This is a genomic window from Roseateles sp. SL47 (assembly GCF_026625885.1).
GTDB lineage: Bacteria > Pseudomonadota > Gammaproteobacteria > Burkholderiales > Burkholderiaceae_C > Roseateles.
Window position 1 is genome coordinate 4287491 of sequence record NZ_CP113068.1, and the last position, 14001, is coordinate 4301491.

The 14001-nt window shown below is 67.6% G+C and carries 16 protein-coding genes and 1 pseudogene; 8 read left to right on the forward strand and 9 right to left on the reverse strand.

What is annotated here, in order from left to right; translation table 11 throughout:
- Positions 1–6: 6 nt before the first annotated feature.
- The 8 genes from OU995_RS18710 to OU995_RS18745 all read left to right on the forward strand — a co-directional run bounded on the left by OU995_RS18710 (position 7) and on the right by OU995_RS18745 (position 5110).
- Positions 7–777 carry a type III secretion HpaP family protein gene (locus OU995_RS18710; RefSeq protein ID WP_267831535.1) on the forward strand — a complete coding sequence of 257 codons (771 nt, stop codon included), beginning with the start codon at positions 7–9 and terminating at the stop codon, positions 775–777.
- Positions 774–1913, forward strand: coding sequence for a type III secretion system cytoplasmic ring protein SctQ (gene sctQ, locus OU995_RS18715; protein ID WP_267831536.1), 1140 nt, complete (start codon positions 774–776; stop codon positions 1911–1913). Before OU995_RS18710 ends, sctQ begins: the two co-directional genes overlap by 4 nt.
- Positions 1894–2553 (forward strand): type III secretion system export apparatus subunit SctR, encoded by a 660-nt coding sequence (gene sctR / locus OU995_RS18720; RefSeq protein WP_267831537.1) that lies wholly within the window; start codon positions 1894–1896, stop codon positions 2551–2553. The genes sctQ and sctR overlap by 20 nt, the downstream gene beginning before the upstream one ends.
- A gap of 60 nt (positions 2554–2613) precedes the next feature.
- Positions 2614–2877 (forward strand): type III secretion system export apparatus subunit SctS, encoded by a 264-nt coding sequence (gene sctS / locus OU995_RS18725; RefSeq protein WP_267831539.1) that lies wholly within the window; start codon positions 2614–2616, stop codon positions 2875–2877.
- Positions 2874–3638: a hypothetical protein gene (locus OU995_RS18730; protein ID WP_267831541.1), complete on the forward strand. Its 765-nt coding sequence runs from the start codon at positions 2874–2876 to the stop codon at positions 3636–3638. The genes sctS and OU995_RS18730 overlap by 4 nt, the downstream gene beginning before the upstream one ends.
- Complete coding sequence (locus OU995_RS18735) at positions 3635–4090, forward strand: molecular chaperone Tir (RefSeq protein ID WP_267831542.1); 456 nt, start codon at positions 3635–3637, stop codon at positions 4088–4090. The genes OU995_RS18730 and OU995_RS18735 overlap by 4 nt, the downstream gene beginning before the upstream one ends.
- 101 nt (positions 4091–4191) lie before the next feature.
- Positions 4192–4554 (forward strand): hypothetical protein, encoded by a 363-nt coding sequence (locus tag OU995_RS18740; protein ID WP_267831543.1) that lies wholly within the window; start codon positions 4192–4194, stop codon positions 4552–4554.
- On the forward strand, positions 4544–5110 hold the full coding sequence (locus OU995_RS18745) for a hypothetical protein (RefSeq protein ID WP_267831545.1): 567 nt from the start codon (positions 4544–4546) through the stop codon (positions 5108–5110). The genes OU995_RS18740 and OU995_RS18745 overlap by 11 nt, the downstream gene beginning before the upstream one ends.
- Before the next feature lie 100 nt (positions 5111–5210).
- On the opposite strand, the gene OU995_RS18750 is transcribed toward OU995_RS18745, so the two are convergent.
- From OU995_RS18750 to OU995_RS18790, 9 genes and pseudogenes are all read right to left on the reverse strand, one after another.
- The gene (locus OU995_RS18750) at positions 5211–5780 is read right to left on the reverse strand and encodes a lytic transglycosylase domain-containing protein (RefSeq protein WP_267831546.1); all 570 of its coding nucleotides are present in this window, start codon (positions 5778–5780) and stop codon (positions 5211–5213) included.
- A gap of 332 nt (positions 5781–6112) precedes the next feature.
- On the reverse strand, positions 6113–6670 hold the full coding sequence (locus OU995_RS18755) for a hypothetical protein (protein ID WP_267831547.1): 558 nt from the start codon (positions 6668–6670) through the stop codon (positions 6113–6115).
- Between the two features lie 192 nt (positions 6671–6862).
- Positions 6863–7309, reverse strand: a complete 447-nt coding sequence (locus tag OU995_RS18760) for a hypothetical protein (protein WP_267831548.1) — start codon at positions 7307–7309, stop codon at positions 6863–6865.
- A 545-nt stretch (positions 7310–7854) separates the two neighbouring features.
- Positions 7855–9324 (reverse strand): helix-turn-helix domain-containing protein, encoded by a 1470-nt coding sequence (locus tag OU995_RS18765; protein WP_267831549.1) that lies wholly within the window; start codon positions 9322–9324, stop codon positions 7855–7857.
- Between the two features lie 343 nt (positions 9325–9667).
- Positions 9668–10186, reverse strand: coding sequence for an SgcJ/EcaC family oxidoreductase (locus OU995_RS18770; protein ID WP_267831550.1), 519 nt, complete (start codon positions 10184–10186; stop codon positions 9668–9670).
- A 182-nt stretch (positions 10187–10368) separates the two neighbouring features.
- The gene (locus OU995_RS18775; protein WP_267831551.1) at positions 10369–11193 is read right to left on the reverse strand and encodes an alpha/beta fold hydrolase; all 825 of its coding nucleotides are present in this window, start codon (positions 11191–11193) and stop codon (positions 10369–10371) included.
- A 71-nt stretch (positions 11194–11264) separates the two neighbouring features.
- A pseudogene (locus tag OU995_RS18780) lies at positions 11265–11510 on the reverse strand (hypothetical protein); the annotation flags it as partial.
- A 248-nt stretch (positions 11511–11758) separates the two neighbouring features.
- On the reverse strand, positions 11759–12508 hold the full coding sequence (locus OU995_RS18785) for an SAM hydrolase/SAM-dependent halogenase family protein (protein ID WP_324288762.1): 750 nt from the start codon (positions 12506–12508) through the stop codon (positions 11759–11761).
- 87 nt (positions 12509–12595) lie between these two features.
- Positions 12596–13933, reverse strand: coding sequence for an IS701 family transposase (locus OU995_RS18790; protein ID WP_267831554.1), 1338 nt, complete (start codon positions 13931–13933; stop codon positions 12596–12598).
- Positions 13934–14001 lie beyond the last annotated feature (68 nt).

A 14001-nucleotide genomic window follows, 5' to 3' on the forward strand; every position in this document is an offset into this window, starting at 1 on the left:
AACCGCATGAACCGTGACATCAACCGCCTGCCGGAATCGGGCACCACGACGGACACGCCGGGCGGTACCGGCGCGACGGCGCTGATCGCGCAGTTGTTCCGCCAGGTGCTGCGCCTGCAGCCCCGCACCGAACGCAGCGGGCGAACGCCCTTCCCCGATGCCGACGCGGCCGGCCCCAGTGCCGATGCCGCCTGGCGGGCGCCCGCGCCGGACAGCGCGCGGCTCACCCCGGACACTCCGCTCCCCACCGGACCGCAGGCCCGCCTGCCGGGGAACGCCAGCCGGCCAGGCCCCGGCGCCGGCGACCGCCACGCCTCGCACGACGGCGGCGTGGACGCCGCGGCCGACATCAAAAGCCGTCGCGGCATCGCCGCCATCGGCCAGGTCGCTGGCGCGGACGGCCGTGGCGCCGGCAGAGGACGCCTCTCTGATGCGGCGGACCTGGGCGGCACCCCGGCGGTCCAGGCGGCTTCCGACATCCTGGACCGGCACCAGGCCGCCGGGGATGCGCTGGACCAGCTGGCCCGGCAGCTGCAGGGGTTGTGCACCCGTGGCGCGTCCATCTCCCAGCACTGGAGCGCCACGCTGAACCTCGATGCCCACGCGCTTCCGGATACACGGCTTCGCATCCAGGCTTCGCAGAGTTGGATCAGGCTTCGTTTCTCCACGCAGTCGGCCGACAGCGTCCGCTTAATTTCCGACCATACGCCGGCGCTGCGCAGTTCCCTGGAGCAGTCGCTGGACATGAAAGACCAGGTCGACATCGATTTCGAATGAACGCTGCCCTCTTGTCTCCACCGGCCGCCACACAGCCGCGCCGCGCCCCGCCCGCCATGCCGGAACACCTGCCCGTGCTCCATGACGCGCTGCCGGACCTGCGGCTGGCCTTGCCCTCGCTGCCCCTGGCGGCGGCTGCGGCGGCCCGGGTCGCCTTCGACCCCCGCTGCCCCGCCCTGCTGTCGCGTTATCTGGGCAATGCCACCGTGCGCATCGGCCGTCGCCAGGGGCTGCCGCCGGGGCTGCGCGTGGCGTTGTCTTCACTGGCGGGTGACGTGGTGGTGGAGCTGGACCCACGCCGCTGCACCGCCTGGGCACTGCTGGACCGGCTGGCTCGCAAGCCGCACCAGCAGGCACTGGCCTGCGCGTTGGCAGGCGAAATGATCGACCGCGCCTCGCGCGCCCGGGGCTTCCAGGACGTGGGGCTGGAGGTGCGCTCGCTGGTCTCCAGCGACGCGTCCCGTCCACCCACCACGAGTGTGGCCACGGTGCGCATCGATGACCACGAGGTCGAACTGCTGGAGATGGACCCGGCCTTCAGCCTGTTCGCGGCCGAAGAGATGCGGGAACGTCCCGTGGCTGTGCCGGCCGAACTGCGCGCCTGGCAGCTGACGGGGGTCGCGCAGCTGGGGGAACGCACGCTGAGCGCCCACCAGTGGGCCACCGTGGCTCGCGGCGACGTTTTCCTGCTGGAGCAACCTCCGCTGACGCTGCGCTGGCGCATCGGCGCCGGCCGTGCCTGGCGAGCCACCGCGCGGCTGTCGATGGGAGACGCGCTCGTGAGCCCGGCCCACCAACGGCAGGCCCTGACATTGACCCTGGAAACCGCCCCCGCGAGGGCCGAGGAGCATCCCCCGATGGACACCCCCATGGACAGTGCCCTGCCGGGCACCCTGCCTGAGATCGAGCTGCCCGTGCAGTTCGAGCTCCAGACCGCCAGCCTGCCGCTGGAGGAGATCGCCGCCCTGGGCCCGGGCCAGGTGGTGGCCCTGGACGTGCCGGTGGACCAGGCCGTGGTCCAGCTGATGTGCCAGGGCCGCCGCGTGGGCAGCGGCCAGCTGGTGGTGGTTGGGGACCACCTCGGCGTCCGGATCGACCGCATGGCCTGGGCGCGTGATGCAGCCGCTGATCGCTGACCCGATCTCTCTGCTGCTGGTGCTCATGGCGATGGGCATCGTGCCCTTCGCCGCGATGGTCATCACCAGCTACAGCAAGATCGTCATCGTGCTCACGCTGCTGCGCAACGCGCTGGGGGTGCAGCAGGTGCCGCCCAGCACCGTGATCAACGGCGTGGCCATCATCCTGAGCTGCTACATCATGGCGCCCATCGCCATGGAGGCGAGCGATCGCATCCGCAACATCGAGCCCCGGCCGGACTACACCGCCTCCCAGCAGATGCTCAACGCGGGCGGCGCGGCGCTGGAGCCCTTCCGCCGCTTCCTGCAGCGGCACGCCGACGAACGGGAAAAGGCCTTCTTCGTGAAGTCCGCGCTGGCGATCTGGCCCAAGGAGCGCGCCGACAAGCTCTCCAAGGACGACCTGCTGGTGCTCGCCCCCGCCTTCCTGCTCACCGAGCTGACGGCGGCGTTCAAGATCGGTTTCCTGATCTTCCTGGCCTTCACCGTGGTCGACCTGGTGATCGCCAACATCCTGCTGTCCATGGGCCTTTCCCAGGTCACGCCCACCAACGTGGCGATTCCGTTCAAGCTGCTGCTGTTCGTGGCGCTGGATGGCTGGGCCCGCCTGGTGCATGGGCTGGTGCTGACCTATCGGTGAGCCTGTTGATGAGCCTGTTGATGAACCCCTTGTCCATGCCCTCACTACAAGGAGCACCCCATGGGTTATGACGCCGTGCTCGAGCTCGCCTCCGAGGCGCTGCGCATGTGCCTGCTGCTGTCCTTGCCCGCAGTGCTGACCGCCTCCATCATCGGCCTGCTGGTGGCCTTTGTCTCGGCCATCACCTCGCTGCAGGATTCCAGCATCTCGCAGGGCATCAAGCTGCTGGCGGTCACCATCGTGGTGCTGATCGCCATCCCCTGGGCGGGCACCACCATGCTGCAGTTCGCCGACAAGGCGCTGTCGCTGGCGTTTCAACCATGAAGATCGGCGGCGACGCTCATTGGCGCGGATCGTCCGGGGATGAGGTCCCCCGCGCGCGCCACGGGCCCACCGCCCCGGAGCGGCGGCCGGGACCCCGTTCCGGTCGCTTCGGCGGCTTCGCCCCCGGGGTGCAGGAGACGCTGGACCAGTTCCTGGCCTGCATCGAGGACGGCGACCCCACCCAGCGCCACATCGCCCTGGTCGACTTCCTGCTGGCCACCACCACCCTCGCCCACGAGCTGCGGCGCAGCGGCACCCCGCTGGCCGCGCTGCAGCTGGTGGCGATGCAGGCCGCCACGGAGGCGGGCGTCGGCGATCGCGAGCCGCCGCCTGGAGACGACGAGGCCGGGCGGCCCCAACCCTTCAGCCTGGCCGATGTGAAGGCGCTGCTCATCGCCCGCATGGAAGCAGCCCGCCGGGCACAGATGCTCGCGGGCGTGGACACCGCCAGCGCGCACCACCAGGGGGGGGACGGCATGCGTTTCGCGCTGCTGCCGCTGGTGGTGCTCAATGCCCACCGGCCACGGCCACCGCTTCATCGGCGCATCGCGGCCGACCGCACGGCGCTGATCCGGGCCGGGCTGGCGCTGGCCACCCAGGGCCAGACGCCCGGCCCCAGCCCGGCCGCGAGCGCCACGCTGAACGCGATCTCCGGCATGGCGGAAGGTGGTCTTCACGATCACGGGGCCAGGCCCCGGGACGGCACGGCAGGTGGCATCACCGGGCCGATCAACAACGCGCCCGCCAGCGGCCAGCCGTGAGCTACCAGCGCTTCGAAGGGCTGGTACGCGATCTGTGCCAGGTCCTCAACCTGCCGGACGCCGAAGGCGTGCTGCGCAGCGGCTACCTGTCCATCCAGGGCTTCGAGATCGTCGTGGCCAACTACGACAGCGATCCGGAGGCCATGTACCTCAACTTCAATTTCGGCGTGGTGCTGGCCGGGCGCAGCCTGCGCATCTTCCGGCTGATGCTGGAGGCCAACCTGACGGTCTATGCGCAGGACCAGGCGCAGCTGGGCATGGATGCGGACTCCGGCAGCGTCCACCTGATCGTGCGGGTGCCCATGACCGCCGGCGTGGACGGCCCCTGGCTGGCCGAGACGCTACAGCATTACTTCAGCCACGGCAGCTACTGGCGCGACACCCTGCTCAACTCCAGCGACGAGATGTTCTACGGCGTGGCCGCCGGCCACTATCAATGGATACGGGCCTGACCCTTCGGGATTTCGGGTTTCCCGCCGGTTTTTCGGAAGCGCAGGGGTGTCAACCCCCGGGACGACTACGCTGGCAACCGATCGTGTCGAAGGAGACCCGGATGATTCCAACGCTGCATGCCGTGCCCGGTCTGCTGCCTCACGCCACCAGCCTCGCGTCCGGATGCACGTCCGGCGCGGCAGCCACGCCCGACTCACCCGACTCACCCGCCTCACGCTTCCAGGCGCTGATGCAGGCGGGGCCATCCCCGGAGGGCGCCCTGACGAGTGCCGGTGACGGGAACTGCTACAGCCCCATGACCACGGAACAGCTGCAACAGGTTCAGCAAGCCCGGCAGGCGCGGGAACAGGCGCAAGCGCAGGCACGGGCACAAGCCCAGGCGCTGGATTCGCAGGTGCTGTCCGGCCTGGTCGGATCGACCGGGCTGGGCGGTGGCGGCGACCAGGCTTCCGATGACGAATAGCGAGGCACACAACATGAAGGTGGATAGCGGAGACGGTATCAACCCGCAGCCGGAGACGGGCGATCCGGAATCACGGATGGACATGACCGAGGCGCCCCTGAGCCGTGGCGGCAAGGTGGAGCACTTCTTTGGCGAGCTCTCGATGCTCCTGGGGCTGGACCGGGACAACCTGGCCGGGCTCAGCCCGCGCCAGCCCTTCAGCGGTCCGGACGGCATGATCTGCCGCATCGAGACCCAGCAGGACGGCAGCCAACTCGTGGCCCGGCCGCAGGTGGTCCTGCCGCTGGACAACGAGGAGATCGGCCGCCTCACCGTGCCCCGGGTGCTGTCGCTGCAGCGCACGCTGCTCTCGCAGCTGGGATGGCTGCTGGGCGAATCGTCCGAAGGGCTGCTGCAGCTCTCGCCGCTGCGCTGGACACGTGAGGCGCAGGAGGTGGCCAGGGAGCTCGACCTGGGGAGCGCTGTCGGCCGCATCGTGCTGACGATGCTGACCGATGAAGAGGGCGCGGACGGCCAGGCGGCTGCGCTGCCGTCGCTGCCACGTCCGTCGCACTGAACGTCCAGCTCCCCCACGAGCCCCCGCGGCATCGGTATGCACGGGGTCATGGGGCTTGTGGCGGGGAACGTGAGCGCGCGCCCGGACCGTCTCCCGACGGTTACCGGGCGCCCCCATCCAGCCGCCCCATCACGCGCTGCACATAGTCCTGGGTCTCGGCATACGGCGGAATGGCCATGCCATAACGCATCACCGCGCCCTCCCCAGCGTTGTAGGCCGCGACCACCAGGTCCAGGCGGTCGCCGAACATACGGCTGAGGTCGCTCAGGTAACGTGCGCCGACGTCAATGTTCACCTCAGGCTGCATCAGCTCCGAGGGGTTCTTCACGCCATACCGCGCACCGGTGCCCGGCATCACCTGCATCAGACCCAACGCGCCCGCCTTCGAGCGCGCGCGGGGGTTGCCATTGGATTCGACACGGATGATGGCGTGCAGCAGCTGCGCATCCAGGCTGTAGCGCCGGCTGGCGGCATGCACAAGATCGGAGAAAGGCCGAGGACCACTCTCGCCGCCGCCGGCGGCCGTGTCGGCGAGCCGCGACCGCTGGCCCATGGACCGCCCCGCCAACCCCGCCGCCTCGATCACCATGACCGGCGCGCCGGCCATGGTCGTATTGGTGGTCGTGTTGGTGGCGGGCGCGGTGCCGGCCAGCGTCGGGTTGGCGGCCACCGCGGGTCACGGCCGGCGCCGCCTGCCACCGGCACCGGCGAGCAGCGCGCCAGGCTCATCGGAAAGGCGCCAGGGTCGATCATCAGCGTACGAACCTGTCCGTCGCTGAACTCGCAGCGCTGCAGCACAGGCGCCGCCACGGCGGGCGTGACCACCAGCAGCGCCAGTATCACCACCCGCAGACCTGCGCAGAGATACCCACCGTGGCGGCCCGTCAGGCGGCCGGTCAGGCGGCTGCACAGCCCTGTGGACGAGGGAACTCCCCAAAGGGCGCTAAGGCCGGCGCGTTTCGCCGGCCTGGACCATGCGGGCCGTGCTCGCATGGTCCCGCTTCAGAAGCCGTTCTGGTTGACGCTGCCGCCGCCGAAGCCGCCGCCACCCGAACCACCACCGCTGAAGCCGTCGTTGAAGCCCGAAGTGAAGGCATTCATCGCGTCGTTGCCGAAGCCACTGCCCGAGCCGGTACCGGTGCCGCTGTCGGTGGCGGGGCCCTTGCCTTGCATGGTGCGGCCCAGGTCCTCCAGGAACTTGCCCAGGGCCTGGTTGCCCTGATTGCCTTGCGAGCCCTGCGACCCTTGCGAGGGTGAACCACTGTTGTTGCCGCCGCTGCCGCTGTTGCCGGAGCCGCTGCCTTGCTGATCCTGCTGCTGCTGTTGCTGTTGCTGTTGCATCAGCATCATCAGCAGCATCTGCAGCAGCTTCATCATCTGCTGCATCTGCTGCTGGCCACCAGCGCCGCCTGCGCCGCTCACATCACCGGCGCCGCCGGCTCCGCTGGCGCCATCGGCGCCATAGCTTCCGTATCCGCCGCCGGCGCCATACAGCGAGGTGGCACCGCCGCCTCCCACGCCGCCGACACCGCCGACACTGAAGTCACTTCCATTTGCCATGACGTTCTCCGTCTTTCCTGAGGTTGGGACATGCGGGGCGATGCTCAGCCTCGTTTCCCGCCCATGCAGGATAGGAATCGGCGCCTTGGCCAGTGGGGCCAATGCGAATGAACGTCAGGGATTTGCGAACGATCGTGATGAGCCGACCGTGGTGCCGCAGTGTTCAGCGATAGTGAGACGGCGCGGCCGCCATCACTGCGTGGTCGGGCCGGCCTTGGGGGCCTGCGGCGCGGGCCCCAGCAGTTCCAGCGCCAGGTCCGCCAGGGACACGCCGAGATCCAGCTGCCGGGCCGCCTCTTCCGGGCTGGTGACCCAGGCCGATGGACAGGCCTGCAGCAGCCCTTCCGCCGAATGGCCCAGCACCCATTGCATCTCCGCCAGCAGAACCTGCTGCACGGCCAGCAATTGATTGGCATCGATGCGGCGGATGTCCGATTCCACCAGTGGCAGGATCACTTCCGGCCGCGCATGCAGCCGTCCCTCCAGCCTCACCAGCTGGAAACGGCAGATCAGGTCGCCCGGGCCGGTGAAAGGCACACCGGCGCCCAGACGGCGACGTTCGTTGGCGGGCAGGTCCAGCAGTTCGGCCACCTCGAGAAAGAAGGCCTTGGCATCGTTCGAATCGTTGTGTGGTCCCATGGTCGCGACAGTGGTCGGCGCGTCAGGTCGCGGCACCTGGGGCTCCGCCACGGAACGTCCGCGAGCTGGAGTACATCGGCTGCGAAAGGTTGTACAGAGGTGCCCCAATGGCGACACCTGTGATCTTAATGACGCGTACAGGTTGGCAGTGTCCCGTTTCCCGATGGCGCCACGTTTTTCATCCGCTTTGTGCGCTCGGTGGCCGCTTGTTGGCGTCGGTCTTCTCAGGCGCCCGGATCGTACAGCCTATCGTGCACCGTGCCACTCGCCATCGGGGTTTCGCATGGGGAACGCCATCGCAACGAATGCCGCACGTCCCGTGCGGCCAGCGGCTGGACAGTCCATTGCAATCGATACCAACGTCATTCTTTCATTCAAGCCGAATCCGCATCCCCCAATTGGGGTGATGCGTCCATGAGACACCACGAGTCCTGGTCGGCATGCCATCAGACGCGGATGTACAGAGCGGGATCGGTTCATGCCTTACGGCCTATCCGCTGGGCTGATCGCCAGGTTCGAGATCCTCGTCCGGTGTGCCCGCCCAGTCATGACGACTGCCGTGGCAGCCCCTGCAGCGTCTGCGTCGGGCTCTCGGTATAGACCTGTCGGTAGTTGTGCGCCAGGGTCGAGCGGTTGCTCACGCCCCAGCGTGCCGCCACCTCCTGCACGTTCACCCGCGCGCCGTTCGCGCCGGCGGCCTGCAGTTCATCGCGGATGCGCTCCATGCGGCGGCGGCGGATGAATTCAGCCGGGGTCATGCCCAGGTGCGCCCGGAAGGCCATCTGCAGCGAACGCTCGGTGACACCGGCCTTGGCCGCCACCATGCGCACCGACAGGCCCGGGTCGCCCAGATGGTCCAGCACGAACTGATACGCGCCGCGGTACTTCAGCGGCAATCGCAGCCGTGCCGCATCCCCACCTGCCGGCGCCGTGGTGGCGCGCGCATGGGCATCAATGCGATGCGCCTGTGCCAGGTCGCGCTTGATCATGTAGACGGCCTCTTCCACATGCTGCTTGTAGGCGCGCATCGCGTCGCTCACCTGCCCTTGCAGCAGGTACAGCTTGGAGAGGCAGTACTGCACATCCATCGAATACTTGCCGGCACCCGCGCGCGGTTCGTCGCGCCCCAGCATGGCCAGCGATTCACGCGCCGCGCGACCATTGCCACGCGCCAGCAGCGCGATGGCCGTCTGCACACGGGCATTCATTTCCAGTCCGGCCAGGCGGCGTTCCTTGAGCCAGACCAGGCACTCGGCAAAACGTTCCACGGCGCTCGCCTGGTCCGAGACGCAGGTCAGCGTCAACTGCAGATGCTGCAGGCGTTGCGCTACCAGCGGCTTGTCCCGCATGAGGTGTTCGCGCTCGGCGAGTTCACGGCGCAGGTCCGCGGGCGCGGGGGCGCCAGGCAGGCTGTCGCGGAAGCCTGGCGACAGCGCGTGGTCCGACAGTTCGGCGGCGCGTCGCGCGATCTGCAGCGCCATCAGTTCCATGCGGTGACACTCCGCCAGCGCGCACATCTCTTCCAGCCCTGCGGCGGCGCACTGGTCCACCGAGCTGTCCAGCAGGTTCAGGGCCCGCTGGCACTCGCCCAGCGCCATCAACGCATCAGCGGCGCCATGCATCGCCTCCACGGCCATCTCCACCGGCGACTCGGCGTCCTCCACCACGGCGCGGAAGCACTCGATGGCGCGGCCGGGACGGTCCATGCACAGGAAGGTCCAGCCCTGGTCCAGATTGGAACTCCAGCGCACCCATTCCCGCGAGACCTGGTCATGCAGCCGCAGTGCGGCCTGGAAGTGCTCCTGCGCCTCCTGCTCCCTTCCCAGCGCCAGCAGCATGCGTCCGATCATCTGCGCCAGCAGCGACAACGACATCGCGTCCGCGCCGCCGGGACGTGCCGTGCGTAGCGTTGCCACGCGCAAGGCTTCCTCCACACGGCCGGCGAAGACCAACATGGCCGCATCGGGCTCGTTCAGGCCACACCGGGCCATGCTTACCGCCAAAGACATCTGCATCAGGACCTCCACTGCTTCGCGCCTCGATCAGGGCGCCTCTCCTTGCATTCGTGCCGGAATTCACGGTTTCGGGTTATGCGCTTTACTTAGGGCTTGTACGCAGAAGTAAGACTTTCTTCACGATGTTTCGAAAACCATGTCGTCAATGACAACCGGCGGCGATGACAGCGCCGTGAGACAGCCGGCCAGGCACGGGACTGGCGTCAGGCCACCTTCAGGCCACCTTCAGGCCACCCACAGGCCAGAAGAAGCCGGATACCCCTGGAAATCAAGCAGCCCTCGTCCATGCGCGAAGGCTGGAGCGAGGGCTGCGGGGGGTGATCACCGCCTGGTGGGCAAGGGATCAGCGCCGTTCAGGCATGGCTGAGGAATGGTGGTGGGCGATCAGCCATTGGCCGTTCACCCATTCGTAGTCGAACGTGTAGCGCGCCTGCACCTTGGAGCCATCCCTGAAGCGGAAGGTATAGGTGCCGACATCGCGGGCCTCGTTGCATCCGATCTTGATGGTCCGCTTGTCGATCGTGCCCTGCGGCGCGTTCTTCAGGAACTTCACGAAGTAGTCCCGGATCTCGGCAGGCGTGGTACGCGGCTCGTTGGTCACGGTCGGCAGCAGGACGGCGTCGGTGGTGTAGTTGGCCGTGACCCTGTCAGGATCGAGCGTGGCCAGCGAGGCGTTCCAGCGGTCGAACAGCGCGGCCACCTGGGCCTGGCTCGCGGCGGCGCAGGTGGCCGTACCAGCGGCACGGTCCTGCGCCAGGACCGGTGCGGCGGCCAGCGCCAGCGCAGCGACGGCTCCACCCACGGCGCCCCGGCGCAGCGTGGCGTGAACGGAGGAAACGCGGGAGCGGACGGAAACGGTCATGCTGATGAATTCCTGGAAGATGTTGAGCAGACACCCCGGAGGGCGCCACATCGGCGCTGGTGTGCGTCGGTGCAGGACAAATTCTGGAAAGCGCAGATGAACCGATCCGCCTTGGACGATGAATCGCGGATGAAGCCTTGATGAATGGCAGATGAACGGTGTGAGATTCCCGACCGGCTGGGCTAGGTCCGCCGCTCCAGGCATTTCATCAGCCACTGCGCCAGCACCTCCGTCACGAAGGCGGCATTCTCCAGATTCGAGATATGCCCCGCCCCCGGCACGATCACCTGCTCGCAGCCGATCACCTCGGCCATGCGTGCGGTCTCCTCCGGTGGACGGGGGATATCCGAGTCGCCGCACATCAGCAGCACACGTTCGGGGTCGAGCTGCGCCAGGCGCTCCAAGGCATCCGGCCGGCCGAAGATCACGTGGCCCAGGGGCACCACGGAGTTGCGCAGACGCTCAGCGGAGAAGCCTTCCAGTGCACGCCGGAAGGCCATGGGCAGCGGGCCATCCGGATCGGCGCCACGCCGGAAGAACAGCGGCACCACGGCATCCAGCAACGGCGGCGGAAACTTGCCCAGCACCTCGACCGTGTCGAGCATCTGGAAGTAGCGTACCCGTGTGGCCTCCGGCTCGGCACCCAGATAGGTGTCCATCAGCACCAGCGAGCGCACCCGGTCGGGTTCGTTCAAGGCCAGCGCCGCCCCCCACATGCCACCGACCGACAGGCCCACCACCGCGCATTCCCGGATGCCCAGCGCATCCAGCAGCCGGCTCATCTGCCCGGCGAGATCCTCTGGCGTGCAGGTGGCCTCGGGCAACGCACCGGACTGGCCGTGCCCCCACAGGTCGGGCGCGATGACGCGGTGGGTCCGGGACAGCGCCTCGATCTGCGGGGCCCACATATGGGAGTCCCAGAGATAGCTGTGGCCCAGCAGGACCGGGAAGCCGGTGCCGTGGTCCTGGTAGTGGAGAGGATGGCCGTCGAGATCTAGAAATGGCATGGGCGGTACCGGTGGGGAGAAAGGAGTCAAATCCAGCGGGCGCCCGGGTTGGGTCAGCGCCCGGGGATTGGTCAGGGCGTCCCGAGCACGGGCGATTCACCCTTGAGGGCCGGATCCCAGTGCTCATCCGCCTTGCCGCCGACGATCCGCCAGGTGTCGTACCAGGTGGTCGTGTAGGCCCCCTGTTCGGTGCGCACCACCCGTGGGTAGAGCACCGTGACCAGATCCCCTTCGGCGATCACCGCCAGGATCGGCGTGCGCAGCGAGGGCGACAACGGCTGCGGCTTCTCGCCCAGGGTCTCGGTGAAGAAGCGCACGTTCGGTCCCGAGGGAATCACCGGCCAGGCAGGCACGGTGGGCACCGGGGGACGCGCGGCCGCCACCAGCGGCACGGCCACGCTCAGGGCCAAGAGGCTCATGTGGAACAGCTTCATGGTCGGTCCTCGTTGACATGGACACAAAGGGCAGGCGCATCCTTCCCGGGTGCGGTCCGCGGCGCAAGGCATCGCACCCCCTGTGGGGATATGCAACTTCGCATTCCCGGACACCGCTTCGCAAACGCCTGTCAGGGCTTGGGCAGGCGCTGGATCTCGATGCGCCAGTCCAGCCCGAAACCGATGTTGTGGGCGGCCGCGAAGCTGCCCTGATTCAAGGCCAGCGACAGGTTCATCAGGCTGTTCACATACACCAGCGGCTGACCGACCGGCACCTGGCCGAAGGTGCGCGCATACGGGGCCTCCAGCTCATCGACCAACGTATCGCCCCGGAAGATGCGCACATGGACCCGCTCCCCCGTGGCCACCCCCAACTGGTCGAAAAGCGCCTTCGGGATGTTGGACCAGACATTGCCGAACTGGATGTCCAGCACCGGGATGAGGCCGGTCACCCGGTCGCCCTCGCGTGTGGGCTGACGGTAGGCAAGCTTCACCAGCGAGTCCGGCGGCAGCGAGGGGCCGACCTGCTCGAAGCTGATCCGGCCGGCCGCCAGGCGGGCACCCGTGTAGCCGTAGACATCCCGGCCATGGAAGGTGTGCGATTCCCCCGAACCCGGCCGCCGATTGACGCGTTCATCAATCTCCCGCAGCCCCGCGATGCCGTCGCGCTCGGCCACCAGGGTCAGCAGGCCGTTCTCCGGCCCCACGAAGTAGTGGCCGGTGCGGGTCTTGAGCACGATGGAGCGGCGCGGGGTGCCCACGCCCGGGTCCACCACGGTGACGAACACGGTGCCGGCGGGCCAGAAGTTCTCCGCCTGGCTGAGGCGGTAGCCGGCGGTGAAGATGTCCCCGGCCTCGTGCGTGAGGTCGGAGATCAGCAGGTCCTGCGAGACACCGTAGTCTTACTGTGTCATAACAATGGTGACGTTCGGCCGCAGCACGTACATGGGCCGAGACGAAGGTTCAGCTCATAGCTCAGCAGGTGACGCAGAGACGTGATTGAGGTCGGTACGTGACGCTGAGCGCGCTGGGCTACCCCTCGGGACGTAATCTTTGGGAAGGTCAGGCAACGCGCGGATTGCGAAGTTTTTTTTGCCGCCGATTGGCTTCTCGGCAGTCAGTCGTTCGGCCATCAGAAACCCATATGCCGCGATGCACAGGGCGGCGTGATGGTGAAAGCCGCGCCAGCCGCGACCTTCGTAGTGATCAAGACCGAAGTCCTGCTTCAGGTCTTGATAGTCGCGTTCAATGCGCCAGCGCTGGTGGGCGGCGCTGACAAGCTCGTTGAGCGACGTCGTTGCTGGCAGCGTAGACAGGAAATACTTGGTCGGCTCGGCTTGCCCATGCGGCCACTCGATCAGCAACCACTGTTGCGCACGAAGCCGTGCTTTGCCGGAGTTCCCGCCAGCGTGACGCACGCGCACCGCCGCGAAGCGATCGCTGAGCGTGTGATTCGTGCCCTCGCGCCAGCTGATCGTTTGAAAGGCCGAGGCGGGCAGAGACATCGCCAACGATTTGACGCTCAGGGGCTGCAACTCTGGCGTGCGTCGAGGCATCACAGGCGGGCGGCCGTTACCGCTGTAGGGTGCGGGCGGCAACGGCTCAACGCCGGGTGGCCACACCACGACTGCGGAGGTCACGCCGACTACGTACTCAAGCCCCATCTCGGTCAACGCTCGGCGGAATTCGGTGTCCACGCCATATCCGGCATCGGCCAGAACGCAGTGCTTCGGCGCGCCCTCAGCAAGCAAGCGCCGCAACTGTTGCAGCGCGATCTCGGTCTTGGTTGCGAAACGCATGGCCTCAGGAACCCCTGCCTTGCGCCGGCGCTCATCGTCGGCAATCCAGTCCTTGGGCAAATAGAGCTGCCATGCCACCGGCAGGCTGCCCTGACTGCACGACAGCGAGACGCTGACCGCCACTTGGCAGTTGTCTTGCTTGCCCAGGACCCCGCAATACTGGCGAGCGACGCCTACCGAATGGCGCCCCTTCTTCGGAAATCCTGTGTCGTCGATGATCCACCAGCCACCTTCGCTGAAGTCCATCTTGGGCACGACCCACTGGCAGACGCGACGAAGCATTTGCTCGTCGGACCACTCAGCCTTCGCCACGAAGTGATGCAGCGACTGATGTCGCGCACTGGCATGAACCGGGTCCACACGAGCGGCCATGGGCTCAACGCTCTTGCGAGCCAGCGGCAACATCAGTCCCGTGCAATAGCCACGAAGCCCCTCGTGGCGGTCGGCGTGTCCAAGGCCCGAGGCCAAATGCTCCAGGTATTCCTCAAAGCGGTCTGCGGTGTTCATCGATCCTCAACCAAAGAACCAAGAAGTCCTCATAATGCCTTGATTTTATTGACAAAGTAAGACTATGG